Source organism: Peribacillus sp. NPDC094092 (assembly GCF_050279365.1).
GTDB lineage: Bacteria > Bacillota > Bacilli > Bacillales > DSM-1321 > Peribacillus.
In genome coordinates this window covers 603,115-628,634 of sequence record NZ_JBNNUC010000002.1, presented here as the reverse complement: position 1 = coordinate 628,634, position 25,520 = coordinate 603,115, and the positions used below count along the sequence as shown (strand labels likewise).

Sequence of the window (25,520 nt, the reverse complement as noted above, 5' to 3'; positions counted from 1 at the left end):
GTTCACCTTCCATGTTTTTGTATCTATGATGGTCACTCTACTGAATATACGTTTAATGTTGCTGTTGCAACTTCTAATATTAACATAATTGAATTTGAAAGAGAATGTAAAACACTGGTCCCCTGAATGATAGGAGACCTGCTTTCTTTTTAGTCCAGCAGAATGGCTTAACTTCCGCCAGTCTATTTCAGGGCCCGGTAAAAGAAAAAACCCGCCATGGCGGGTTTTTTAGGAAAGGACTTCTTCTATGTTCGCCCCGATTTTTCGTAAACTGCCTGGGTCGACCTTTTCGATGGCCGTGGCTGCCGTTTCCAATGCGGCTTGGTATTCATAGCTTCGGAATTTGTCCTCGGCATCCCTAAGGCTCTCGGCAACCATATCGTGACTGCTGCGATAGCGATTTCCGAATTGGATCACCTTTTCGGCCAAATACATATGTTCGATCAATTCTTTTGCTTTTTCGTGGACCCTATCCACCTGTTGAACCGCCTTTTCCAAATAAATATAAACAGCGGCCATGTCAAGCGGCTTTTCTTCGAGTTTCCCCTGAACGTCGTCCATGCTTTCTTTGGCGTCCTGAAGCACCACTTTATACTCTTCAGGAAGACCTGGAATATTGCTTTTTGCAATTAAACGTCCAGTATCGACCATTTTGCGTTTCAATTCGGCCAATGCATCCCTGGCATCCATTTCATCTTTTCGTAAAGCCTGTAATTTAACGGTAAAGTCTTTCTGATGTTCCTGTAATTCCTTCAACTGTTCAGCCAGCCCCTTCATCTCTTCGCTGATAAGGGAGCTTGCCATCACATTATCCTCCATTTTCAAGACGAGCAATTGATGGCGTTTCGAAATCTGGGCAATCTGCTTTTCCATTTTCCGTTGTGCATCAAGCTCATTTTCCGTCAGATGATACGTGTGTTGAACATGTATGGTTTCAACTTTAAGTTTATCGTTTTCATATTCGAGGTCACTTAACGTTTTTCTGAGAACTTCATCATTTTTCAAGACATACTGTTTTGAAAGTACTTCTTTTTCCAAAAGGTCATAAAGCACCTCAATGCTTTCACGCATTTCTTTAATGCCTTTTTCCACTGCTTCCGTTTCGGCATTGTCCAATTGTGTTTTATATAGTTCCAGTTCTTCCTCAAGCCGTGTTACTTCCTGCTCGAATTGGATATGGCTCAACAGATACCCTTGTCCTGACATCTCCTCATAACCATCCTTCAATTCCTGAAGCTGGGAATGCAGCTCTGATTGGCTATCCACCAATAACTTTGGGAGCATTTCCATTTTAACGGACAGAACCGCCAATTTTTCCTTAATGGATAGAACAAGCTCCCTCGCATTCAAATAATTGCCGTTCACGGTCTCTTCTTCATACTTCTGGAGGATTTGCAATACTTCATCCAAGGAATTTTCCAGCTTATCAGCCGCTTTCCCATAATTATGCCTGTGCGCAAGCAGGGATTTCTTCAATTGACGGTAGGATTCTTTGATATCCTCAATTTCCAATCGATTCTTTTCCTCACTGCCTACGAGTTCATTCAGTTCGTATAAGATCTTTTTGATCATTTCCTCGATTTCATTCAGCTTGACTGTAATTTTGCGCTGTACCTCTTTTGATCGGCTGAAACGGTATCTATCGACGAATTCCTCGGCATCGAATAAAAGCTCTTCGACTTCCGGCATATGATCCGTAATGATGGCGTCCCATTCAATGCGCCAGTTTTCGAACATTTCCTCTGTTTCACCTGTCATGTTCAATTGTTTGACTTTAGAAAGCTCTTCCAGCACGGGGCGGTGCATGATGCTTATTTTCCAGGATTCCAATCGATCGATTTCTTTAAAATATCTCTTTTTGAAAAAATAACCCCAAATGATGAAAATCAAAATTAATACAATTACCCCTATTATGTAATCCATGGTAAGCCCCCTGTTCTAGTCCTTACAGTCTTGCTCGTTTATATATCAATTTTAAAAATGTTAAATTTAATGCTTTTATGATACCATGTTAGCAATAATTTTTGACGAGAAAAATGATTTTTTTGTAGAAAATTGCTACAAATACCTGTTTTTTGGGAGGGAAGAACCATGAAAGCTGACGGTCATGTGCACACTCCGTTTTGCCCTCACGGCTCTACGGATAAATTCGATGAATATATTACGCGGGGAATCGAGCTAGGATTAAAGGAAATCACATTTACGGAACATGCTCCGTTGCCACGAAATTTTCAAGATCCTACGCCTGAAAAAGACAGCGGCATGGACGCTGCCCTGCTCCTGGATTACTTTCAAGAGCTCCGCGTACTGAAAGAACGCTATAAAGACAAAATCCTGATCAAAACAGGCCTCGAGGTTGACTTTATAGAGGGGTATGAAAATGAGACAAAAGCATTCCTCGACGAAATCGGGGAATTCCTTGATGATAGTATTCTTTCCGTCCACTTCATCAAGCATCAAAACAGTTGGCATTGCATCGATTTCAGCGAAAATGGGTTTGGTGAGATTGCCAATGAACTAGGTTCGGTGGATTCCGTTTATGCCAAATATTACGATACACTGGAAAAATCAATAGAAGCTGATTTAGGCATATATAAACCAAAACGGATCGGGCACATTACGCTTGTCCATAAATTCCAGCATCGATATCCGCCGGCATCAAGTTTTGACGAGCGGGTTTACAAGGTTCTCGACATGATCAAGGATCAAAAGTATGAACTAGATTATAATGGGGCCGGGCTTGTAAAGCCGCTATGCGGTGAACCGTATCCTCCTGAACGATTTGCAAAACGTGCTCTGGATCTCGGCATTCCGCTTATTTACGGTTCCGATGCCCATCAGGCTAAAGATTTGGGTCAGGGCCATCACGCACTGATTGCAGGTTATAAAGGATAACTCATGTATACACTTCAGGCCGGCCGGCTAACAGTGGCTGTAAGTCTTCGGCAATGAAAAGGGTATCTTGCAGAAAACGTCCGACTTCATTGGCATAAATATTCGTGTAATAGGCTTCCTGCGGGAAGACATGAAGCACATCCATCGCATAATGGGTATGCAGGACAGGGGCCGTCAATAATCCCTTCAACTGCAGCATATACATCGGAACGGAGACTTGCTGGAAACTCCTGCTCTTGATTCCTTGTTCCAAAATATATTGAAAATAAGATTTTTCCTTAGTAAAATAAGTCGAATGAATTTCGCGGTTTAGATTGGAATCCAGTGAAGATTCCCCATATATGAACCTTGCAGCAAGGAAGTTTTCCCTCTGGAAAGCGAGGATATCCTTAACAAGATTCATCAAGCAATGCTGCGGGCCTTTAAGTTCGAGCAATGTCATGTTCTTCTCAAGGACCAGGATATACTCTTCTAAATAGGATATGAAACAGAATTCCAGCAACCCCTGTTTATTCTTGAAATAGTAGGCAATGTTTGCAGCGTTCACTCTCGCTTTATTCGCAATATCCCGTATGGATGTAGCATGATAGCCTTTTAAATGAAATAAATGCAATGCAGCTTCCACAATGGCTTGTTTCGTTGGCGTCTGGCGATTCATTCAGGCAATCCCTCGCTTTCTTTGAGACAAGTCTTGTGGACTACTTCTTCACGGAAGAGCCTGAATCCTTTAGTAAGTTCTCGACAATTTCCCAACAATAAAGCATCATGATTAGATAGTGCTGTAAAAATATGCGGAAGACAGGTGAACGCTTTTGTTTAATGTCGAAATGTATCAAGGAAAAAAAGAAGAAAACTATGACCTGGTCCAAAAACAACTACTTGCCTTAATCGAAGATGAAACGAACCGGATAGCCAATTTAAGCAATGCGGCAGCTTTACTTAATCTGTTTCTCGATGAGATTAACTGGGTAGGCTTTTATATATATGAAGAGGGCCAATTAATTCTAGGACCCTTTCAAGGTCTTCCAGCCTGTGTCCGCATTCCAATGGGAAAGGGCGTATGCGGGACTTCAGCGGCAACTGAAAAAACGCTGCGCGTAGAGGATGTCCACCAATTCCCTGGACATATCGCCTGCGATGCGGCATCAAGATCTGAAATTGTCATACCGCTCATGAAGGATGGCAAATTGCTCGGTGTCCTTGATATCGACAGCCCGATAACGGACCGTTTTGACGAAATGGATCAGCAAGGACTGGAGAAGTTCGCTGAAATCCTTTCCAATCATCTATAAAGTAAAAGGGGAGCGGCAAACCTTGCCTGCTCCCTTTTCCATTACAGGACCATTTGTACATGTTCAGGGTCCTTCCTGAATTCTTCGCAATATAAAATCTCCACGATAGCATAGGCACCCAAGAAACATCTCAAACCATCCATAATTTTTGGATTCATTACCTCCCAACGCTAAAACCTCTCTATGAAATTGCATTTTATTAATATATCGTTATTACTTGCTGTGATTCTCTTTATCCATTCCTTAATTAATAACAACTGTCCTTGACTCATTGAGCAGAATATTATACAATACTCTTTGTGTAAAATATTGCAGCCTATGTGACAGCCTTTATGTTCTCATTTTGTTCCTCAATACAGAGGTGTATCTCGTAACTCTCTGCTGCTAGGGCGAAGGTACATGAAAACAAAATGGTCATGATCGTACATTCACACGGTTTTTATTTTACCAAAATAAAAACATTTAAAGGAGGAGTCATCCTATGGCTCGTTATACTGGCCCAAGCTGGAAACTATCCCGTCGTTTAGGAATTTCCCTAACAGGTACTGGTAAAGAATTAGAAAAACGCCCTTATGCTCCAGGACAACATGGTCCTAACCAACGCAGAAAAATTTCTGAATACGGAATGCAACTGCAAGAGAAACAAAAACTTCGTCACATGTATGGAATCACTGAACGTCAATTCCGTACAATGTTCGACCGTGCTGGCAAACTTAAAGGTGTTCATGGTGAAAACTTCATGATTCTTCTTGAATCACGTCTTGACAACCTTGTTTACCGTCTTGGTTTAGCTCGTACACGTCGTCAAGCACGTCAACTTGTTAACCACGGTCACATCACTGTAGACGGAAGCCGCGTAGACATTCCATCTTACAAAGTGTCTCTTGGACAAACAATCGCAGTTCGTGAAAAATCACGCAACTTCTCAATCATCAAAGAATCAGTAGAAGCAACTAACTTCGTTCCTGATTTCCTTACTTTCGATGCTGAGAAATTAGAAGGTACTTTCACTCGTTTACCAGAACGTTCTGAATTACCTGCTGAAATTAACGAAGCTCTTATCGTTGAGTTCTACTCTCGTTAATAACTTCAAAAACCCCATCCATGGATGGGGTTTTTTTTGCATATAAACACCCAGCATGACAAAACCCGGCTGGGATTCAGCCGGGCTTTCAACAATCATTTAACTAATGTGTATTTCTTCTTGCCGCGACGAACGAGGATGAACTCCCCTTCAATCTTGGAAGCTTCCGTCACTACATATTGCAGATCAGTCACTTTCTCCCCATTTATGGAGATCGCCCCATTCTGAATATCTTCACGGGCCTGACGCTTTGATGGCGAAATTTTCGCTTCCACGATTAAATCGACCAAACCGATATCTTCTTTGCTTTCACGTTCGAAGCTAGGGACATCTTTAAAGCCTAATTTGATTTCCGCTGCACTTAAATTCTTCACTTCGCCGCTGAATAGGGCGGCAGAGATTTTGATTGCTTGGTCAAGAGCTTCCTGACCATGAATCAAACGGGTCATTTCTTCCCCTAAAGCTTTTTGCGCTTTACGCAAATGCGGTTCGGACTGTACGGATTGCTCTAACTCTTCAATCGCCTCACGAGATAGGAATGTGAAGAATTTCAGGTATTTCACAACATCGGCATCCGCTGTATTGATCCAGAATTGGTAAAATTCATACGGAGTCGTCTTTTCCGGGTCAAGCCAAATCGCTCCGCCTTCCGTTTTACCGAATTTCGTCCCATCCGCTTTCGTTACGAGCGGAATTGTCATACCGAAGGCTTTTGCATTCTCATCATTGGATTTCCTGATCATTTCAAGACCAGTCGTAATGTTGCCCCATTGATCACTGCCGCCAATTTGCAATTTACAGTCGTAATTGCTGTATAAATGACCGAAATCAATTCCTTGTAAGATCGTGTACGCAAATTCAGTAAAGGAAATTCCCGTATCCAAGCGGGAAGCAACCGTATCTTTTGCCAGCATGTAGTTAATGCCGATGTATTTCCCGTAATCACGCAAGAATGTAACCATATCGATTTTACCAATCCAGTCATAGTTATTGACCATGACCGCACCATTTTCACCTTCGAATTCAAAGATGTGGGATAGCTGCCCTTTTATGCAGTCTGCATTATAAAGGACTTTTTCCAATGTTTGAAGCTGGCGTTCTTCTTTTTTACCGCTTGGATCACCGATGAGTCCAGTCGCACCGCCTACTAGTACAAGCGGACGATGACCGTGCTGCTGGAAACGGCGCAATGTCAAGAATGGCAATAGATGTCCGATGTGCATACTATCCGCAGTTGGATCGACACCACAGTATAAAGAAATTTTTTCTTTTTCTAAAAGGTCCTTAAAACCTTCTTCATCCGTTTGTTGATAAATAATCCCTCTCCACTCGAGGTCTTTAAGCAATTCCATTAAATATTCCTCCTCCATCTTAGAAAAAACCCGCAAAAAGCACACAAAAACGCCCCTTCATAAATATGAAGGGACGAATGAATTCGCGGTACCACCCAACTTGAGGACATAATATGCCCTCCGCTCAAGACGAATAACGGTCGTCAGCCGTTTCCTGCTACTAATCATTTCACAGCAAATGCTCCAGGAAGTAATTCATCATACCATTTGTACCGATTTCCACTAACCACCGGCTCTCTGAAACAGGGATGGTCTGACTACTGGGTCCTATCATCGCGATCATTTAATCATTTTTTGTGTTAATAAACTTTTATCATACATAAGAATCCTTGTCAACATACCCTTACAGATTATAGAAAAATAAGAAAGATCCCTTTCCCCTACCTGTTATATGCTATAATATATGTGATTTCAGGGGGTATGATACGATGAATAATAATCAAAAAGATAGATTCCAAACAGTCTGGAAGCAGATGACCCGTTTTTTCCAAAATGAAAAAACACAAAAGAACGCGCGGGTTACATACCAAGTCATTTGGAATTTAACGCTGATCCTCATTATTGTCGGGATCCTAGGATTCTCATTCGCCGGCGGCGTCGGAGCCGGCTATTTCGCTGCCCTCGTCAATGATGAGCCAGTTCGCTCAAAAGAAGATTTGAAAAAAGACATTTACAATTATGAAGAGACCTCTGAAGTATACTTTGCAGATGAAGTATACTTGGGCAAGCTTAAGAGTGACCTTGAGCGTGAAGAAGTGTCCATCGATAAAGTTTCCGAGCATCTTAAGAATGCAGTCATCGCTACAGAAGATGAGTATTTTTATGAGCATGACGGGGTTGTCCCGAAAGCCATCCTGCGTGCCATTTACCAGGAATTTTCGAATGCAACCGTCCAATCGGGAGGAAGTACATTAACACAGCAGCTCATTAAAAACCAGGTCCTGACCAACGAGGTATCGTTTGAACGGAAAGCAAAAGAAATCCTTCTTGCGCTCCGGGTCGAAAAGTTCTTTGAAAAAGAAGAGATTTTGGAAACCTACTTAAACGTCTCCACTTTGGGACGAAACTCTTCAGGCCGTAACATCGCTGGTGTCGAGTCCGCTGCTGAAGGTATTTTTGGCGTGGAAGCCAAAGATCTCACACTGCCCCAATCAGCCTTTATCGCTGGATTGCCGCAAAGCCCTTTCGGATATACACCATATACCCAGAAAGGAAAACTGAAAGAAAATCAAGAGCCCGGAATCAACCGGATGAAAACCGTTTTAAAGCGGATGTTCAGTAACGGATACATAACAAAGGAAGAATATGATAAAGCAGTCGCATACGACATAACGAAAGACTTTATCGGCAAAACGGAGATGCCATCCGAGAAATATCCATGGCTCACCTATGAAATCGAAAAACGCTCCATCGAAATCCTATCTGTCAGTCTTGCAAAAGAAGATGGATATGAAGAGAAAGATTTAAAGAATGATGATTTAAAAGATCAATATCTAGCACTTGCCGATCGTAAGCTGCGTCAAAACGGCTATCAGATCTATACGACAATTGATAAAAAGATTTATGACAAGATGCAGGAAGTAACGAAAAACTATCCGAATTACGGATACGATAAAACGGCACAAGTCGTCGATCCTGATACGAAAGAAATGAAAACGGTGAGTGAGCCCGTTGAAGCCGGGGCCATTCTAATCGAAAATAAAACAGGAAAAATCATCAGTTTCGTAGGTGGCCGTGATTTCAAGCGGGAACAGACGAATCATGCAACCGCATCACTTCGATCAAACGGATCAACGATGAAGCCGCTGCTCGTATATGGCCCAGGGATCGAGTTAGGAAAAGTTTCTCCTGGAAGCGTATCGGCCAACGTACCCATTTCCATTCCGGCAGGATCCATGTGGCGCCCAGGAAACTATGGCGGCGGAAGCTACACAGGGGTAACGACAGCCCGTGAGGCATTGAAGAATTCCTATAATATCCCTGCAGCACTCTTTTACATGAAAATAATCAACCAAGGTCCAGCTTCTTATTTGGAAAAAATGGGCTTCACAACAGTGACGAAGGAAGATTACTCTAATCCATCCATGTCACTGGGTGCCATGTCAAAAGGTGTAACCGTTGAAGAGAACGTCAATGCATTTGGCACATTTGCCAATTCGGGGGAGTTCGTCGATGCTTATATGATCGATAAAATCGTATCGAAAGATGGCAAGGTCATCTATGAACATAAAGCGAAGCCAGTGGAAGTATTTTCTCCGCAAGCCGCTTACTTGACGCTCGATATGATGCGTGATGTCGTAAACAGCGGTACGGCAGCTTCGGTCAGGAACCGACTCGCTTTCTCAAGTGATTGGGCAGGTAAGACCGGAACTTCCCAAAACTATTGGGACGCTTGGTTCGTCGCAACCAATCCAAATGTATCATTCGGTACATGGCTCGGATATGACACACCGAAATCCTTGCAAGGGACCTACAATGGTCTGGAATATAATAAGCGGAATATGTATTATTGGGCAGATCTGATCAATGCCGCATACAAAGTCGATCCTAAACTCATCGACCCCGATAAGCGATTTGAAATGCCGGGCGGAATTGTCAACCGTTCCTTCTGTGGCGTTTCAGGACTGCTGCCATCAAGTGCATGCCAAAAGGCAGGTCTTGTAAAATCAGATTTATTCATCGCCAAATATGCTCCATCCAGGGCGGATGATAGTTTCATAGACGGACAATATGTATCAGTCGGCAGCAAACGCTACGCAGCCCTTCCGCAAACGCCTGGCGAATTCACAAGCGGAGGGTTCATGCTGAATCCCGATTCCTTTGCAGATATCGGACTGAAATATGTGGATGACCCGGGATCCGTGATTCCTGGAGGCGAAAAATCAGGAAATGTCGTCGGGGCGAAAGCGAAATTGAATGATAATGGCAAAGCACCAGATCCCCTATCCATAACGATCAGTAACGGTAAGATTACATGGGGCCTGCATCATGAAGGAGATGTCGTCGGTTATCGCGTCTATAAGGACGGCAAAAAAGTGGCGAGCATCAATGCTGGCGGGAGTCTTGTTTACAAAGTCGGCTCAGGCGGTTCCTATTACGTAACGGCCGTAGACATAGTCGGTAAAGAATCAGCCCCATCTCAACGTGTTGAAAGCGGCGCTAAAAAGACAGGTTCAAAAGAAGATTCCGCCAAAAATAAAAAAGATCGCGGAAAAGATAAAGCAGCGAACGAAGATAAAAAGCCAGCCTCAAAAGAAGAGAACGGTTCAGATAAAGATAAAGAAAAAGAACCAGAAAAAGAAACGGATAAAGATAAAGAGCCAGCCCAAGACACAGAACAAAACAAAGAAAATACTGATCAAGAAAATCAAGAGACCGACAAAGAGCAAGACACAGTCAATGATAAAGAGCAAGACACGGATAAAGCTGAAGTAGTAGAAGAATGACACTCTTCTTGAACTAAAACAGGCTGTCGGGTTCGCCCGACAGCCTGTTTCCTTATCATCTTCAAAAAGGCATCCATGAAAGTGACTATGGATGCCTTTTTCCTTTCAATATTCAGCATGACTCAGTTTCTCAATCCTCCATCGATGATAAGTCACCAGTTGGCAAATCAAGTTCCCAAGCTTTCAGGACACGGCGCATGATTTTACCGCTTCTTGTTTTAGGGAGTTTATCCCTGAATTCAATTTCACGAGGAGCCGCATGTGCTGCTAGACCATGCTTTACAAATGTACGAATTTCCTCAATCAACACATCGTTTGCATCATATCCGTCACGAAGGGCGATAAACGCTTTGATAATTTCCCCCCGAACCGGATCCGGTTTACCGATGACCCCCGCTTCAGCTACGGCTGGATGCTCGACCAACTTGCTTTCCACTTCGAAAGGTCCGACTCTCTCCCCTGCCGTCATGATGACATCATCAACGCGGCCTTGGAACCAGAAATAACCATCCTCATCCATATAGGCGGAATCCCCGGACACATACCAATCACCTGGCATGAAGTAAGATTCATATTTCGCTTCATTCTTCCAGACGGTCTTCATCATCGAAGGCCAGCCTTTCTTGATGGCAAGGTTCCCCATCCTATGCGGCGGAAGCTCGTTGCCTTGATCATCCACTATCGCCGCCTTCACACCAGGAATCGGTTTACCCATCGAACCCGGTTTGATTTCCAGGCAAGGATAATTGCAGATGACCTGAGCACCTGTCTCCGTCATCCACCATGTATCATGGATACGGTGATCGAATACCTTCATTCCCCAGCGCACCACTTCCGGGTTCAACGGTTCACCGACACTTAAAATATGGCGGAGAGCGCTTAAATCGAACCGCTTAACGATTTCGTCACCTGCGCCCATCAGCATCCTGAAGGCCGTCGGGGCACTATACCATACCGTGACACCAAAATCTTCCAAGGTCTTGTACCAGGATTCAGGCTTGAACCGCCCGCCTACAATGACATTCGAGGTCCCTGTCAGCCAAGGTCCAAAGATGCCGTAAGACGTCCCTGTCACCCATCCAGGGTCCGCTGTGCACCAATACACGTCCTCATCCTGCAAATCAAGGACCCATCTTGCCGTTTGATAATGCTGGATCATCGCATTATGAACGTGGAGCACTCCTTTCGGTTTGCCCGTGGAACCGGAGGTATAGTGAAGAATCAGGCCGTCATTCCGATCCACCCATTCAATTTCGAAATTTTTGTCGGCTTCTTTTAATTTTTTATTGAAGTGATGGTACTTTCCTTCTTCTTTTATATTTTCCCCCACCAAGAAAATATGCTTTAAATGGGGCAGTTCATCCACTGGGACGCGCGGCAAAAGTTCAGGTGTCGTCACAATCACACTTGCCTCACTATCTTCTAGACGATCCCTTATTGCGCCTTCCATGAAGGCTTCGAACAACGGCCCTACGACCGCCCCCGTTTTAATCGCACCCAATAATGCAAAATAAAGCTCCGGGGAGCGAGGCATGAAGATAAAAACACGATCGCCTTTTTCCACATTGGCAATGTTCTTGAACACATTGGCCGCTTGATTCGTATAATCCTTCATTTCCTTGAATGTATACTTTTCATTTCTTTGATCGTCTTTGTAATAAAGGGCTACTTTATTCTTTTTGTATGTTTCGACATGGCGGTCAATGGCTTCATATGCAAGATTCACTTTACCGGTTTCAGACCAGGAGAATTCCTTTTCCGTCTCAGACCAGTCAAACTTCTTGTATTTTTCATCATAATTCTTTAAATTAAAATTACCTTCCACTACTGGCAACGCTTTCACATTCATACGACAAACTCCCCCTTCATTCGGCTCTATATTTTCATTATAGTATAAGAAGACAATTTTCTCAATTTTTAAAATATTACACATTTCCATATTAGGGAAACTCCAGCTTGATGAATTTGGAAAATTACAAGTATGTTATAGTTAGGTCGATTCATGTTGATCGCCGGGAAAGAAGACCCACTGTAACAAAAGATTCATATAAGTGGTGAACTTTCTCAATTATGCCACTTGTTTTTATGTATAATTTATTTAAGCTTTCCATTCGGTCCGTTTTTATATACAATGCTCCGGATCGCGAGAGTATAAGATTACTATATAACAAGGGTGGTGAAAGAATGGAATATAGTAAGACCTTTTATACTAAGGAACTGCAGACATTAAGCGGGACGCTGATCCTTGAAGGTCCGTTGAACGGCGAAAAAATGTCCGCTTATGAGTTTCACGATGACTTGGTCGCCTTTCGGCCGCCTGCTTTGCAGCATAAAGCGTTAATAGAGATTGCAGACTTGCCTGAGGGCAGGATCTTTATCGCCCGTGAAAATGAAACGATCGTGGGTTATGTAACTTACTTATATCCCGATCCCTTGGAGCGCTGGTCCGAAATTAAGATGGAAGACCTGATTGAGCTTGGTGCAATCGAGGTCATCCCTAAATACCGGGGTGCCTCCGTGGGGAAGAACCTGATCCGGCTTTCCATGGAAGACGATTCGGTTGAGGACTTCATCATCATCACCACTGAATACTATTGGCATTGGGATTTGAAAGGGACAGGTCTGAATATTTGGGATTATCGCAAGATCATGGAAAAAATGATGAGTGCGGGCGGCTTGGTCTACTTTGCTACAGATGATCCTGAAATCAGTTCCCATCCGGCCAACTGCCTGATGGCCCGCATTGGCAAAAGGGTCCCGCCGGAATCCATCCAGAAGTTCGACCAATTGCGTTTTATGAATCGGTTTATGTATTAACGAGGCGAGTAAGAGGAGGAAGGAAAATGATTGTAGAAACAATAATGAATGAGGATATTATCACCCTCACTCCAACGGATACAATCCATAGCGCTGTCATGATCATCAAGGAGAAGCGAATTCGCCATATCCCCATTGTCGATGAAAGCCACCAACTTGTGGGATTAGTCAGCGACCGTGATATTCGGGATGCTGCCCCTTCTATATTCCGTACCGCAGAATACAAAAATGATTTACAAAAACCATTATCAAGCATCATGAAAACGGAAATAATCACGGGGCACCCACTTGATTTCGTGGAAGAAATCGGGGCTGTCTTTTGTGATAACAATATCAGCTGCCTTCCAATCGTAAAGGGAAGGAAGTTAGTGGGCATCATAACCGGTTCCGATTTACTCCATTCATACGTTGAGTTGACTGGAGTCAATCAGCCCGGTTCCCAAATCGAAATCAGGATCCCGGATAAGGCAGGTTCCCTTCACGACATTGCCCATATTTTCAAAAGGCGCAATTCGAATATCCTGAGCACCCTTGTTTATCCTGAAAAAAATGGAACCGATTATAAAATTCTTGTAATTCGTGTACAGACGATGAATCCATTTATGGTGGTGGAGGATTTGAAGAAAGAAGGCTATACCGTTTTATGGCCTAGTCTACCGGGGATTTCACATGAATGATACGTCCCTTTTCGTCTATTCGGATGAACTCCTTACCTACAAATTCAACGATGAACATCCATTCAATCAAAAACGGCTTAAACTCACGCTGGATTTATTAAAAAAACACCATGCCATCAATGATGATCAAATCATCAAGCCCAGAATGGCTACCGATGAAGAATTGGAACTGATCCATGATCACCATTATGTAAACGCTGTCAAATTGGCAGGCCAGGGAAAGCTCCCCCCTGAAAAGGCAGTAAATTATGGGCTGGGAACAGAGGATACCCCTATCTTCCCCAAGATGCACGAAGCGAGCGCCATGCTTGTAGGCGGTACCTTGACGGCTGTCGATGCCGTCATGACCGGCCGGTCCCTGCACGCTCTTAATCTTGGCGGGGGTCTGCATCACGGTTTCCGCGGGAAAGCCTCGGGCTTTTGCATTTATAATGATAGTTCGGTCGCGATTAAATACCTGCAAAAGAAATATGGGGCACGTGTCTTGTATGTCGATACAGATGCACATCATGGTGACGGGGTCCAATGGTCATTTTATGATGATCCCGATGTATGCACCCTATCCATTCATGAAACGGGGCGCTACTTATTTCCCGGCACCGGCACTATTAACGAGCGGGGCCAGGGAAAAGGCTACGGGTATTCATTCAACATCCCGGTCGATGCGTTCACTGAAGATGAATCCTGGCTCGAATGCTATAGGGCTTCCTTTAAGGAGGTCATTGAATTCTTCAAACCGGATGTCATATTGACGCAAAACGGGGCAGATTCCCATTATTACGATCCGCTCACGCATTTATCAGCCACCATGAAGATATATAGGGAAATACCGAAGTTGGCCCACGAAATGGCCCATAAATTTTGCGAAGGACGGTGGATTGCAGTAGGCGGCGGCGGATATGATATATGGCGCGTCGTCCCGAGGGCTTGGGCGAGGATCTGGCTTGAAATGACGAACAATGATATATCTGGTCCCCTATCAAGGGAATGGCTCGATTGCTGGCAGCCTGAGTCCCCAGTCACCCTGCCGGATGAATGGGATGACATGGAGGATATATACGAACCCATTCCGAGGAAGCCTGAAATTACCGAGAAGAATGCCCTGACTCTTGAAAAGGTCCTATATCCCATCAGGTCTTCCAAGCAAACGTCGAAAAGCAATGAACTAAGATAACCAAAAGATGGAAACAAAAAGAGAGTGCCCTCCGGGACACTCTCCAAACAAGTTTATTTCGTTGATTGACGGTTTTCAATCCGATGCGGCAGGATCACTTTTTCAAGACCTTCCTCCACTTGTTCTTTATTCATCAACTTTGTAAGAAGCCTCATTGCAACCGCACCAATGTCATATAAAGGTTGGACGATCGTCGTGATTTGCGGCCGCACCATCAATGTCAATCTCGTGTTATCGAAACTGATCACTTCAAAGTCTTCCGGTACATTATATCCTTTGTCCTGTGCGGCATGGACAATTCCAAGAGCCATTTCATCAGCACCGGCGATGAATGCCGTCGGTCTGTCTTCCACTTCCAGGTACTTTTCAAAAGATTCAATTCCTGAATCATATGTATAATCACCTTCAACAATATACCTTTCATCAAATGAAAGACCAGCTTCTTTCAATCCCCGTTTATAACCAGTCAATTTCATTTCATTAATCAGCGCGGAAGGGTTTCCGCTAACAAAAGCGATATGCTTGTGGCCTTTTTCAGCAAAGAATGTCACTGCGTCGAATGCCGCTGCCTCATAATCAATATTAACCGATGGAACCTGTCCGCTTTCATCCACCGAACCTGCCAGGACGATTGGAACCGGTGAATTCTTAAACTCCTTGACATGCTCATCAGAGATGTTGCCGCCCATGAACACGATACCATCGACTTGTTTTCCGAGCATCGTATTCAGTAAATGGAATTCCTTATCTATATTCTCATCAGAACTGCTTAGAATGATATTGTATTTATACATTGTGGCTATATCTTCTATGCCCCGTGCCAATTCTGCAAAAAAGATGCTCGAGATATCCGGGATGATGACCCCGACTGTAGTCGTTTTCTTTGAGGCAAGCCCCCTTGCCACTGCATTGGGACGGTACCCTAACTTCTCAATCACATCGGAAACTTTCTTCCTTGTTGCAGGCTTTACATTTGGATTCCCGTTAACTACGCGGGAAACGGTGGCCATGGAAACATTCGCCTCACGCGCCACATCATAAATGGTTATATTATTCATTCATCCATTCCTCCATTTCTTTCATTTTCCCCATAAAAGACCCGAATTATTTCGGAAAAAAATCTTTTATGCGTATTTCTCTATAAGGAAGATTATTCTAGGAACGATCTGCCTATCAAAAATGCAGTCCTACTCTCTTCTCAGTCAAATATTCAATACCCTATTCAAGTATAAAATTCACATAGATATCACTTTATGTATGACTCAATCTTCCGAACAGTTCTCATTCTTGTTATTTATCATACGATAGTAGAATCTTTCCTGCAATCCAATAGTGCTTATTTCGAAGCTTTTTCTGCAAAAACTAGTATTTTACCATTAAAAAAAGCCCTTGCCAAGTTGGTAAGGGCCGTAAGTAGATCATTTTGAGACTTTCTTGGCTTATACAGTTACCCAGTTCAAACGTTTAATTTCATCATAGAATTCATCAAATTGTTTGAAGTCCATTTGCTGTGCAGAATCCGATAAAGCAACGGAAGGATCTGGATGCACTTCAGCCATGACACCGTCAGCACCGATTGCAAGAGCCGCTTTAGCCGTAGGAAGCAGGAGATCGCGACGTCCAGTTGAATGCGTCACATCAACCAAGACCGGTAAATGGGTTTCTTGTTTTAAAATCGGTACAGCAGAGATATCAAGTGTATTCCTTGTTGCTTTTTCATAAGTACGGATACCGCGTTCACAAAGGATGATGTTGCCATTGCCCTGAGACATGATGTATTCCGCCGCATGAATGAACTCTTCAATCGTTGCAGCCAGTCCACGTTTTAATAGAACTGGTTTATTCACAGCACCTGCAGCTTTTAGCAAGTCGAAGTTTTGCATGTTGCGCGCACCGATTTGGATGACATCGATATGATCGATCGCCGCTTCAATATCATTGGCACTGACGATTTCACTGATGACAGCCAAGCCGTATTCATCCGCAACACGTTTAAGTATTTGTAAACCTTCCAAACCAAGCCCTTGGAAGTCATATGGAGATGTACGTGGCTTGAATGCACCGCCGCGCATCAATTTCAGCCCTTTAGCTTTAATGACTTCCGCTACCGCAGCTGTTTGTTCATAAGATTCAACGGCACATGGTCCGAAAACGAAGCTAGGGATTCCGTTACCCACCAATTCACCTTTAATGTCGATGATCGTGTCTTCAGCCTTTTGTTTTCTTGATACAAGAAGCGTTTTCTTCTGATCATCTTTTTGCAGCTCCAAGCCCAATTTAAAGATTTCCTTGAAAATATGTTTAATCGAACCAAGATCAAGCGGTCCCTGATTATTGGCTTCGATAAGATCCAGCATTGTTCTTTCACGGACCGGATCGTAACGGTTTACACCTTGTTTTTCTTTAACGCGACCAATTTCCTGTACAAGTTCAGCACGTTGATTAATAAGATGTAATAACTGAAGGTTCACATCATCCAGTTGATTACGAAGTCCATCAAGCTCTTTGTTGCTCATTACATATCCATCCCTTCGTTTTTTAAAATAGAAATCGGTTCAGCGGACTCAAACTAAAAAAATCACATCTTGATTCTCGAACATCCACCCCGATTGTATTATCAATGAAAAATTTAGAATATTTCATGTATGATTAAATCAATTATAAATGAAGTGCCCATAAATGTCACTATATTTTTCTTTAATAATTAAACGCTTTTAAGCATTAAAGTTATGAATGCATAAATTCAGGTGTTACACATGCAGGAAAAACGATTTAGACTGAATATTGGAACAATCCGTTGTAGGAATTATATTGGAAACGGAACAAGAAAGCTATCATTTAATCGATATTTTATCTCAAAGAACATTGGGACCATGATCAAATCGTCGCCTCTTGAACAGGAAGGACCTTTAAAGTAAAGGTTTCCCCTGGAGACCGTTTAAAATTCCCATGGCCACCAAATGGAATAATAAAAGGCCGGACCCCTTACTAAAGGGATCCGGCCTTCATTCATTCATTCATTCATTCATTCATTCAGTAATGGCCTTGCTCAATGAATCATATGTAATCCGCCAATGAGATTCATTCCAGGCAGGTTTTCCACTTTTAAAAAGGATGGCCTGGGGTGACTGATGTTTGACATCAAATGTTTCTGCCACATAATTAGATAGTGGACGAGCTTCCTGAACGGCTAAATAGGCCGTTTTAAGTTGTTCGTTCTCCAAGACGTACCTCTCATATTGGTCAAATGCTTCAGCACTGACCGGGCATGTTACACTATGCTTGAAAAGCAGGAATGTATCCTCTTTTAAAAGCTCATTGAATTGTTCTTCTGTTTCGATTTTGTTCATGACCATAAAGCAGTCTCCTTTCCTTGTCCATATAAATTTTACCATCAAAAAGGCGATGAAGCCATTGAAGCACTTCACCGCCTTATTCTTCGTCCCTTTATGCCCCTTCATCCCCATTAAAGGAATTCAAGGAGTTTATTTCAATAGTTTATTCTCTGTTTCATCAAATGCCTTTTTTGCTTCATCAAGTTTTAATTTAGCAGCATTCTTGTTTCCGCTTGTAGGATCTGCAGGATTTTTTTCCGAGTCATTTCCGTTAGCGAAGTTCGTTTCGACGGATACGATAGGAGCATCGGAAGTTCCGGTTACATCTATATCCTTATTACTGGAATTCGTCGTATCATCAGCCGCATCCCCGTTTTCTTTTCCCGCTTTTAGGCTTTTCACTTTATTTACGATATTTGAAGATTTATTGGAAACGATTTCCGTGACGGAGCTTGTTTTTTCTTTTGCAGTATCAGCAAGCACTGTCCCTTTTTCCATCGCCGTTTGTCTTAATCTTTCTGTTTTCTCTGAAATGTTTCTAGCTTGTTCATTGAAGTCATTCCTTAATTCCTTGCCTGTTTTCGGGGCCATGAACAAAGCTGTGGCCGCTCCGATCATGCCGCCGATCAAGGCGCCAATCATAAAGTCCTTAGAATTGATCGAGTCGCGTTCGTCCTCATATGATTTCTGATAATCCTTTGTCGGAAATTCTTTTTGAGTCATAATACATTCCCCTTTCAATTTTCAGTTCATTTTTTATTTAACTAGATTTTAAGATCTAGAGCGTAAAAACCTTTTTTTAGGCAGGTTATCTGTTTCAAGGGCTTCCCTTTCTAACTCCGCCCTTTCAGTCGGGGTCGGGGCAGCCTGTTTGCTTCTGGCCTTCCACTTGTCCCTGATCTCCATGGCTACATTGCTCCATTGTACAATTTGTGAGATTCGTTCTTGATTATTATCAATCTCAGCCTGCACTTTATGGGAAACCTTTTGGATGGAAGAATTAAAGCTAGAAATGGATGTGCCTACATCCTTCACGGCATCGACCACCGTGTTCAGGTTTTCCGACTTTTGCTGCAAATCTTCAGCCAACGTATTCGTTTTATGTAATAACTGAGTAGTTTCGAGCGTTATGCCCTGCATTTGGCTCTCTAGTCCTGTCAGCGTCCGGGCCACACTGTCCAGGGTAGTTTGAAGTGATGTCAGTACCTTTGTTAGGAAAATAACAAGTACCAAAAAAGCTATCGCTGCAACAGCAGCACTTACGTACAAAATAATCTCCATTGGAACACCTCCGAAAAAATCGACTTATTTAATAGCTGTTAGATATTAATTACCCCTTCCCTATTATTATAAACGTATTTATTTTTTCAATATACCCTATCAAACCCTAAACTGGAAATATTGTTGTCTGCATCCAGTTCCTCCGTGAAATTCATGGGTGACACTTATGCCAGGAAATCGGGTATGATAGAAATGATAAGTCGAATTTAATCAATGGAGGTATTTTTATGAAAGATCCCAGAATTGGTACATTGGCCAAAAACTTAATCAATTATTCCGTGAAGCTTCAAAAAGGTGAAAGAATCTTGATCGAAAACTTCGGATTGCAGCGTGAACTTGTTAACGCACTTGTGAATGAAGCCTATGAAGCAGGTGGTTACCCATTCGTCCTTTTAAAGGATCACCAAGTGGATCGGGCCTTGCTGATGGGTGCCAAAGAAGAACAGTACAAGTTGATGGGTGAGTTTGAAGCAAACGTGATGAAACAGATGGATGCTTATATCGGGCTTCGTGCCGGGGATAATATCAATGAACAATCCGATGTCCCTTCAGAGAAGATGGCGATTCATGGACAGACAGTCGGTAAAGTACATAGAAATATCCGCGTGCCAAAAACAAAATGGGTCGTACTTCGCTACCCGACAAATTCAATGGCCCAATTAGCCAAGATGAGCACAGAAGCATTCGAAGACTTTTATTTCGAAGTCTGCAACCTCGACTATGGCAAAATGAGCGCAGCCATGGACAATCTTGTTGAATTGATGGATAAAACGGATAAGGTCCGCTTAACCGGGCCCGGCACGGACCTCACCTTCTCCATCAAAGACATTAAGGCCATCAAATGTGCGGGTGAGCTGAACATTCCTGACGGTGAAGTATATACGGCTCCTGTTAAAGATTCCATCAATGGAGTGATTTCGTATAATACTCCGTCACCTTATCAGGGTTTTACTTTTGAAAACGTGAAGTTGACATTCAAGGATGGAAAAATCGTTGAAGCGGTTGCGAATGATACGGAACGCATCAACAAAATTTTTGATACTGATGAAGGCGCACGATATGTCGGTGAATTTGCAATTGGTGTAAATCCTTATATTCTACACCCGATGCAAGATATCCTCTTTGATGAAAAAATTGATGGAAGTTTTCACTTCACTCCCGGACAATGCTATGATGATGCCTTTAACGGAAACCATTCTGACATTCACTGGGACCTGGTCAATATCCAGCGGCCTGAATATGGCGGCGGGGAAATCCATTTTGATGACGTCTTGATACGTAAGGACGGACGCTTCGTTTTACCGGAACTGGAAAATTTAAATCCAGAAAATTTAAAATAACATAAAAACCATAAAAAAACGACCGATCCGCTACTAACGGATGGTCGTTTTTTTATTTTACCTGAAGTGAATGCTCATAGGCTGCCTGGAACTTTTGAATGTCCCCTGCACCCATGAATAACACGACGCTGTTTTCATGGTGCTGCAATATTGATGTTGTGTTCTCCGTAATCAGCTCGGCACCGGGAATCTTATCTTGAAGGTCTTCAATCGATAACTTTCCTTGATGTTCACGAGCAGATCCAAAAATTTCACATAAGTATACTTTGTCGGCCAAATTCAAGCTGTCGGCGAATTCATCCAGGAATGCCTGCGTTCTAGAGAAAGTATGTGGCTGGAATACCGCAACAACTTCACGCTCTGGATATTTCTGACGCGCCGAGTCAACAGTCGCAGAGATCTCGGTCGGATGGTGTGCATAATCATCAATGATGATCTGACTTCCGATTTCCTTTTCGGAGAACCGGCGTTTAACTCCGCCAAAAGTCCGCAATTGGGCTTTCACAGCTTCCGTATCCAAGTTTTCATATTTACAAAGTGCAATGACACCAAGTGCATTCAACACATTATGCTTTCCAAAAGTAGGAATAGTGAATGTATCATAGTAATTGTTCCTTACATGCACATCAAAAGTCGTGCCATCCGGAGTGACGGAAACATTTTTCGCTTGAAAATCATTTCCTTCTGCAAATCCGTAAAAAATAACCGGTACTTTCGCCTGAATATGTGGTAAATGCTCATCATCCCCGCACGCAATGATGCCTTTGTTGACTTGAAGGGCCATCGTTTGGAAAGCCTCGAACACGTCTTCGACATTGGCGTAATAATCAGGATGATCAAAATCGATATTCGTCATGATTGCATAATCCGGATAATAGGAAAGGAAATGACGGCGATATTCACATGCTTCGAATACGAAGTAATCAGAATTCACGATTCCTTTACCCGTTCCATCCCCAATCAAGAAGGATGTCGGTTTAGCGCCCCCCATTACATGGGCAAGCAAGCCGGTCGTCGATGTTTTACCATGCGCTCCCGTTACGGCCACGCTGATGAAGTTTTTCATGAAATCACCTAGGAAGCGGTGATAACGGATAATCGGCAAATCAAGTTCTTTTGCCTTCACGATTTCCGGATGACTATCCGGAAACGCATTTCCTGCAATGATGGTCATTCCAGGTTGAATATTTTCCTCGTTGAAAGGAAGGATTTTAATCCCGGCTTTTTCTAATGCCAATTGTGTAAAAAATTCTTTTTCGTAATCGGAACCCTGCACTTCAATATTCATATCATGCAGTATTTGTGCAAGAGCACTCATACCCGACCCTTTAATTCCCACAAAATGGTAAGCAGTCATAAAGCGAACCTCCACCAATCGTCTACCTGTATGACAGTATATGACGTCATCTTTTATTTGTTTTTCCATTACGAGACTTGTTAGTAACGCAATTTCTTAATAGGTTTTTCAAGCCCTTATTTTCAATCATTCATCAACAAAAAACTATTATATCACTTTTTTATTCATTCATCCATGTCAGGCAGATGCCAATTTATCAAATCATTGGTTTTTCCCTTAATTAAGGTGATAAAAAAGGGTTTTCACCCTTTCACATTATATTCAATTTCCTTTTATTACGTTCTCTTAATTATCATGTAAAAATTCCAGTTCATCTTCCGTAATCAATACATCCCTGGGCTTTGAGCCCCTGGATTCGGAAACGACTCCCCTTTGCTCCATCATTTCTATTAGACGCGCTGCACGGTTATACCCGACACGGAAGCGCCTTTGGACACTCGATGCAGAGGCAGCCTGTTGGCTCACGACAAATTCACAGGCCTCGAAAAACAGTTCATCCGCTTCTTCCGTGACCTCGGCCCTGTTCAGCAAGTCTTCCTGTTCAAACAGGTATTTCGGCTGCTGCTCCAGTTTAACATGGTTGACGACTTGATCGATTTCTTCATCACTCACGAAAGTCCCTTGCAGGCGCACCGTTTTCGACGAGCCGTTTTCAGCGAATAACATATCTCCTCTTCCCAATAATTTTTCTGCACCGCCGCTATCGATGATTGTACGGGAGTCGACCTGGGAAGAAACCGAAAAAGCGATCCTTGTCGGGATATTTGCCTTGATCAATCCAGTTATGACATCGACTGATGGCCTTTGAGTGGCTACAATCAAATGGATGCCGCAGGCACGGGCCTTTTGCGCAATCCGGCAAATCGCTTCCTCTACATCAGCCGGGGACATCATCATCAGATCAGCAAGCTCATCGATGATCACCAGGATATAAGGCAGCTTGCTTGAATATTGACCGGCTTTTTCCGCTTGCTCATTAAAGCGGGTGATATCACGCACACCGGCATGTACAAACAATTCATAACGCCGCTCCATCTCCTCTACAGCCCATTTCAACGCAGCCGTAGCGGCTTTTACATCGGTTATGACCGGACTGACCAAATGCGGGATCCGGTTATATGGGGCGAGCTCGACCATTTTCGGATCGATCAACAGCAGTTTCAGCTCCTGCGGCGTCGCTTTATACAGCAAGCTGACCAGCATCGTGTTGATGCAGACACTTTTCCCAGATCCCGTTTGCCCGGCTATCAATCCATGCGGCATCTTTCTCAAATCCGTGATGATCGGCTGACCGGATATATCAAGTCCTAAAGCGACAGCAAGCGGTGATTCATGCTCTTGAAACTCAGTACTTTCCAAAACCTCACGCAAAAATACCGGTTTGCTTTTCCTGTTCGGAATCTCGATGCCAATTGTATGTTTACCCGGAATGGGCGCTTCCATCCGCATATCCTGAGCGGCAAGGCTTAATTTGATGTCATCCATCAGATTCGTCACTTTATTCACCTTCACTCCCGGCTCCGGATGCACCTCGAAACGGGTTACTGCCGGTCCTTGCGTGACATTGACGACCTTGGCACGGACATTGAAATTTTTCAATGTCTCATCAAGTAATAAAGTCTGTTCCTCGAGCCACTCATCGTCATGCACGGCATAAGTCGGAGGTGTCAGCAATTCGATATTCGGAAACACATAATATGGATTATCCTCCGCTTCGACGGAGCCAAAAACTGCCGGGGTATCGCCCTGGCCGCTTTCTGCTGCCTCCTCTGTATGAACTGCTTCTTGATACCCATTTCCGGAGATGGGGGATTCCTGTTCCATGAGCGGCTTAATGAACGGGCTGGACCCAATATTGGATTCAACTGTATTTTCAGACACGGCGGCGGTTTCCGAACCAGCCTTCGTGTCAAAAAAGGTTGGTGTAATGACCGGAGTCCCCTCTTTCGGCACGACACTGCCCTCCTCCTGTTTCCGTTCAGGAACGGCGGATGGTTTCGCTTGTCCTGCCTCCGGTTCAGCAGTAACATTCATTGGTCGCCTATCAGGGGAAACTACTGCCCTTTCCGAATTAAGGCTTTTTTTTTCCGGCATCATTTTATTCATGAAGACGTTTTTTTCCCGATCTTGCTTAAGCATCATCACATTAAATGGGATATGTTTTTTCGGACGTTTAGGCTGCACTTCAGGTATTTCCTCAGATGGATCACCTTCAGGCAGTGTCCCTTGACTAACGGATGGTTGATTCGATCGTTCAGCAACCTCCTCAGGAACCGATATAGCTTCAGGCGGTGTGTAGTCCGCCTGTTCCATGATGGATACAGCGACTTCGCGTCCAAAATCGACCTGGTCCTGTTCAATGTCCTCTTTTTCCGCCACAGGCTTAATATCCGGCTCGCTTACCGCTTCTTCTGGCAGTGATTCAATGGAATTCCTGCGAAAGAAAGCGGGTATTTCCGATTCTTCCCTTTTTTCTTCCGCTTGTTCCGGTATAAGAACGGATGGTTCTATCGTCATTTCCTCATGTGACACTTTTTTTGAGATTTCAGGGGCCGATACCGGAATCTCGATATCTGGTCCTTCTTTTTTATAGATGGGCATCTTGCTTTCTAATTCATACTCGACAATTTCTTCAGAAGGGACTATATTTTTTTCCGGACGACGGAACCCATAAATGGGTGAAGGGGTTTCCGTTGGGCGGAATGGAGTATTTTTACTTTCTAATTCATATTCGACAATTTCTTCAGAAGGGACTATTTTTTTTCCCGGACGGCGGAACCCATAAATGGGTGAAGGGATTTCCGTTGGGCGGAATGGAGTATTTGACGGGACTATTTTTGAAGTTTCCTCCCGGTCAAAGCTTCTCCGTTTTGGTTCAGTATCCCTTACAGGCCTTCTCGATGTTTCTTTGGCCACATTCTTCCCCTGTTTGGGTTCATTGTCTTCCCTGTTTCTTTCCCTAGGCTTTCTTTTATTCTGCTCCCGATCTGGAATGAGCGGAAACTTGAACTGTCCTTTTGGATATTGAAACAGGATTTTCGTATCCGGGTCTGGCGTCTGGGACATTTTTTCCACTTTTTGATTGTAAACCTTTATTTCTTCTTTCTTTGATTTCGAAAGCTTCGAAAAATCCATATTCCTTAATGTCTCTTCATCAAGCGGTTCATCTATTATAATTTCTTCGATTTCAATAATTTCCTCTGCTTGGAACCATTTTTTCATCTTATTTAGCCATTTCAAAACTATCACTCTTTCTACATCTGTAGTTATGTAACTAATTCTACCAGTTATTTTAAAAATATCGAGAAAATTTAAGCTGAATTGGGAGCAGTATCTATTTTTTTATCGCATTCTTACTATACTTAACGTTGTTCGCAGAACTCCTACCCTATTAAACCCCTTCTGGAATGAGTTTAAACCTATCCATTGCGTAATAACATTAGCCCCTAGTCTACTATTTAAATAAAACA

At 43.2% G+C, this 25,520-nt stretch carries 19 protein-coding genes and 1 other annotated feature; of the genes, 8 read left to right on the top strand and 11 right to left on the bottom strand.

What is annotated here, in order from left to right; genetic code table 11:
• Nucleotides 1–228 precede the first annotated feature (228 nt).
• Nucleotides 229–1,923, bottom strand: a complete 1,695-nt coding sequence (gene ezrA / locus ACQKNS_RS12025) for a septation ring formation regulator EzrA (RefSeq protein WP_427643131.1) — start codon at nucleotides 1,921–1,923, stop codon at nucleotides 229–231.
• Between the two features lie 168 nt (nucleotides 1,924–2,091).
• Here ezrA and hisJ point away from each other — a divergent pair, with 168 nt between their 5' ends.
• Nucleotides 2,092–2,895 carry a histidinol-phosphatase HisJ gene (hisJ, locus tag ACQKNS_RS12020; RefSeq protein WP_427643129.1) on the top strand — a complete coding sequence of 268 codons (804 nt, stop codon included), beginning with the start codon at nucleotides 2,092–2,094 and terminating at the stop codon, nucleotides 2,893–2,895.
• A gap of 1 nt (nucleotide 2,896) precedes the next feature.
• Here hisJ and refZ read toward each other — a convergent pair whose 3' ends face one another.
• The gene (gene refZ / locus ACQKNS_RS12015; protein WP_427643127.1) at nucleotides 2,897–3,553 is read right to left on the bottom strand and encodes a forespore capture DNA-binding protein RefZ; all 657 of its coding nucleotides are present in this window, start codon (nucleotides 3,551–3,553) and stop codon (nucleotides 2,897–2,899) included.
• 154 nt (nucleotides 3,554–3,707) lie between these two features.
• Here refZ and ACQKNS_RS12010 point away from each other — a divergent pair, with 154 nt between their 5' ends.
• Complete coding sequence (locus ACQKNS_RS12010) at nucleotides 3,708–4,187, top strand: GAF domain-containing protein (RefSeq protein WP_427643125.1); 480 nt, start codon at nucleotides 3,708–3,710, stop codon at nucleotides 4,185–4,187.
• Between the two features lie 481 nt (nucleotides 4,188–4,668).
• Nucleotides 4,669–5,271: a 30S ribosomal protein S4 gene (gene rpsD, locus ACQKNS_RS12005; protein WP_137018135.1), complete on the top strand. Its 603-nt coding sequence runs from the start codon at nucleotides 4,669–4,671 to the stop codon at nucleotides 5,269–5,271.
• Nucleotides 5,272–5,366: 95 nt separating this feature from the next.
• On the opposite strand, the gene tyrS is transcribed toward rpsD, so the two are convergent.
• On the bottom strand, nucleotides 5,367–6,623 hold the full coding sequence (tyrS, locus tag ACQKNS_RS12000; protein WP_427643123.1) for a tyrosine--tRNA ligase: 1,257 nt from the start codon (nucleotides 6,621–6,623) through the stop codon (nucleotides 5,367–5,369).
• Between the two features lie 66 nt (nucleotides 6,624–6,689).
• Nucleotides 6,690–6,906 (bottom strand) — a binding site (T-box leader).
• A 145-nt stretch (nucleotides 6,907–7,051) separates the two neighbouring features.
• Here tyrS and ACQKNS_RS11995 point away from each other — a divergent pair.
• The gene (locus tag ACQKNS_RS11995; protein WP_427643121.1) at nucleotides 7,052–10,069 is read left to right on the top strand and encodes a transglycosylase domain-containing protein; all 3,018 of its coding nucleotides are present in this window, start codon (nucleotides 7,052–7,054) and stop codon (nucleotides 10,067–10,069) included.
• A gap of 130 nt (nucleotides 10,070–10,199) precedes the next feature.
• On the opposite strand, the gene acsA is transcribed toward ACQKNS_RS11995, so the two are convergent.
• Nucleotides 10,200–11,918, bottom strand: coding sequence for an acetate--CoA ligase (gene acsA, locus ACQKNS_RS11990; protein WP_427643119.1), 1,719 nt, complete (start codon nucleotides 11,916–11,918; stop codon nucleotides 10,200–10,202).
• Between the two features lie 335 nt (nucleotides 11,919–12,253).
• On the opposite strand from acsA, the gene ACQKNS_RS11985 reads away from it, so the two are divergent.
• The 3 genes from ACQKNS_RS11985 to ACQKNS_RS11975 are packed head-to-tail and all read left to right on the top strand — an operon-like array spanning nucleotide 12,254 to nucleotide 14,737.
• Nucleotides 12,254–12,886, top strand: a complete 633-nt coding sequence (locus ACQKNS_RS11985; protein ID WP_427643118.1) for a GNAT family N-acetyltransferase — start codon at nucleotides 12,254–12,256, stop codon at nucleotides 12,884–12,886.
• Nucleotides 12,887–12,912: 26 nt separating this feature from the next.
• Nucleotides 12,913–13,563 (top strand): acetoin utilization AcuB family protein, encoded by a 651-nt coding sequence (locus ACQKNS_RS11980; protein WP_427643116.1) that lies wholly within the window; start codon nucleotides 12,913–12,915, stop codon nucleotides 13,561–13,563.
• Nucleotides 13,556–14,737, top strand: coding sequence for an acetoin utilization protein AcuC (locus ACQKNS_RS11975; protein WP_427643114.1), 1,182 nt, complete (start codon nucleotides 13,556–13,558; stop codon nucleotides 14,735–14,737). The genes ACQKNS_RS11980 and ACQKNS_RS11975 overlap by 8 nt, the downstream gene beginning before the upstream one ends.
• 53 nt (nucleotides 14,738–14,790) lie before the next feature.
• On the opposite strand, the gene ccpA is transcribed toward ACQKNS_RS11975, so the two are convergent.
• The 5 genes from ccpA to ACQKNS_RS11950 all read right to left on the bottom strand — a co-directional run bounded on the left by ccpA (nucleotide 14,791) and on the right by ACQKNS_RS11950 (nucleotide 19,353).
• The gene (ccpA, locus tag ACQKNS_RS11970; protein ID WP_076364657.1) at nucleotides 14,791–15,795 is read right to left on the bottom strand and encodes a catabolite control protein A; all 1,005 of its coding nucleotides are present in this window, start codon (nucleotides 15,793–15,795) and stop codon (nucleotides 14,791–14,793) included.
• A 381-nt stretch (nucleotides 15,796–16,176) separates the two neighbouring features.
• A complete protein-coding gene (locus ACQKNS_RS11965) occupies nucleotides 16,177–17,253 on the bottom strand; it encodes a bifunctional 3-deoxy-7-phosphoheptulonate synthase/chorismate mutase (RefSeq protein ID WP_076364654.1) in 1,077 nt (358 codons plus the stop codon).
• A 513-nt stretch (nucleotides 17,254–17,766) separates the two neighbouring features.
• Nucleotides 17,767–18,093 (bottom strand): bacillithiol system redox-active protein YtxJ, encoded by a 327-nt coding sequence (ytxJ, locus tag ACQKNS_RS11960; RefSeq protein ID WP_427643113.1) that lies wholly within the window; start codon nucleotides 18,091–18,093, stop codon nucleotides 17,767–17,769.
• Between the two features lie 129 nt (nucleotides 18,094–18,222).
• Nucleotides 18,223–18,795, bottom strand: coding sequence for a YtxH domain-containing protein (locus tag ACQKNS_RS11955; RefSeq protein ID WP_427643112.1), 573 nt, complete (start codon nucleotides 18,793–18,795; stop codon nucleotides 18,223–18,225).
• Between the two features lie 48 nt (nucleotides 18,796–18,843).
• Nucleotides 18,844–19,353, bottom strand: a complete 510-nt coding sequence (locus ACQKNS_RS11950; protein WP_076364648.1) for a DUF948 domain-containing protein — start codon at nucleotides 19,351–19,353, stop codon at nucleotides 18,844–18,846.
• A gap of 227 nt (nucleotides 19,354–19,580) precedes the next feature.
• On the opposite strand from ACQKNS_RS11950, the gene ACQKNS_RS11945 reads away from it, so the two are divergent.
• Nucleotides 19,581–20,693, top strand: a complete 1,113-nt coding sequence (locus ACQKNS_RS11945) for an aminopeptidase (RefSeq protein ID WP_427643110.1) — start codon at nucleotides 19,581–19,583, stop codon at nucleotides 20,691–20,693.
• A 52-nt stretch (nucleotides 20,694–20,745) separates the two neighbouring features.
• On the opposite strand, the gene murC is transcribed toward ACQKNS_RS11945, so the two are convergent.
• Complete coding sequence (murC, locus tag ACQKNS_RS11940; RefSeq protein ID WP_098369927.1) at nucleotides 20,746–22,050, bottom strand: UDP-N-acetylmuramate--L-alanine ligase; 1,305 nt, start codon at nucleotides 22,048–22,050, stop codon at nucleotides 20,746–20,748.
• A gap of 285 nt (nucleotides 22,051–22,335) precedes the next feature.
• Nucleotides 22,336–25,290 carry a DNA translocase FtsK gene (locus tag ACQKNS_RS11935; protein ID WP_427643108.1) on the bottom strand — a complete coding sequence of 985 codons (2,955 nt, stop codon included), beginning with the start codon at nucleotides 25,288–25,290 and terminating at the stop codon, nucleotides 22,336–22,338.
• Between the last annotated feature and the right edge of the window lie 230 nt (nucleotides 25,291–25,520).

What these genes read in the sequence shown, in the direction of transcription:
- rpsD (WP_137018135.1), top strand. Translation starts at nt 4,669, where the DNA reads ATGGCTCGTTATACTGGCCCAAGCTGGAAACTATCCCGTCGTTTAGGA.
- ezrA (WP_427643131.1), bottom strand. Translation starts at nt 1,923, where the DNA reads ATGGATTACATAATAGGGGTAATTGTATTAATTTTGATTTTCATCATT.
- ACQKNS_RS11950 (WP_076364648.1), bottom strand. Translation starts at nt 19,353, where the DNA reads ATGGAGATTATTTTGTACGTAAGTGCTGCTGTTGCAGCGATAGCTTTT.
- ACQKNS_RS11985 (WP_427643118.1), top strand. Translation starts at nt 12,254, where the DNA reads ATGGAATATAGTAAGACCTTTTATACTAAGGAACTGCAGACATTAAGC.
- ACQKNS_RS11995 (WP_427643121.1), top strand. Translation starts at nt 7,052, where the DNA reads ATGAATAATAATCAAAAAGATAGATTCCAAACAGTCTGGAAGCAGATG.
- hisJ (WP_427643129.1), top strand. Translation starts at nt 2,092, where the DNA reads ATGAAAGCTGACGGTCATGTGCACACTCCGTTTTGCCCTCACGGCTCT.
- ACQKNS_RS11955 (WP_427643112.1), bottom strand. Translation starts at nt 18,795, where the DNA reads ATGACTCAAAAAGAATTTCCGACAAAGGATTATCAGAAATCATATGAG.
- refZ (WP_427643127.1), bottom strand. Translation starts at nt 3,553, where the DNA reads ATGAATCGCCAGACGCCAACGAAACAAGCCATTGTGGAAGCTGCATTG.
- murC (WP_098369927.1), bottom strand. Translation starts at nt 22,050, where the DNA reads ATGACTGCTTACCATTTTGTGGGAATTAAAGGGTCGGGTATGAGTGCT.
- ACQKNS_RS11945 (WP_427643110.1), top strand. Translation starts at nt 19,581, where the DNA reads ATGAAAGATCCCAGAATTGGTACATTGGCCAAAAACTTAATCAATTAT.
- ACQKNS_RS11965 (WP_076364654.1), bottom strand. Translation starts at nt 17,253, where the DNA reads ATGAGCAACAAAGAGCTTGATGGACTTCGTAATCAACTGGATGATGTG.
- acsA (WP_427643119.1), bottom strand. Translation starts at nt 11,918, where the DNA reads ATGAATGTGAAAGCGTTGCCAGTAGTGGAAGGTAATTTTAATTTAAAG.
- ytxJ (WP_427643113.1), bottom strand. Translation starts at nt 18,093, where the DNA reads ATGGTCATGAACAAAATCGAAACAGAAGAACAATTCAATGAGCTTTTA.
- ACQKNS_RS11975 (WP_427643114.1), top strand. Translation starts at nt 13,556, where the DNA reads ATGAATGATACGTCCCTTTTCGTCTATTCGGATGAACTCCTTACCTAC.
- ccpA (WP_076364657.1), bottom strand. Translation starts at nt 15,795, where the DNA reads ATGAATAATATAACCATTTATGATGTGGCGCGTGAGGCGAATGTTTCC.
- tyrS (WP_427643123.1), bottom strand. Translation starts at nt 6,623, where the DNA reads ATGGAATTGCTTAAAGACCTCGAGTGGAGAGGGATTATTTATCAACAA.
- ACQKNS_RS11980 (WP_427643116.1), top strand. Translation starts at nt 12,913, where the DNA reads ATGATTGTAGAAACAATAATGAATGAGGATATTATCACCCTCACTCCA.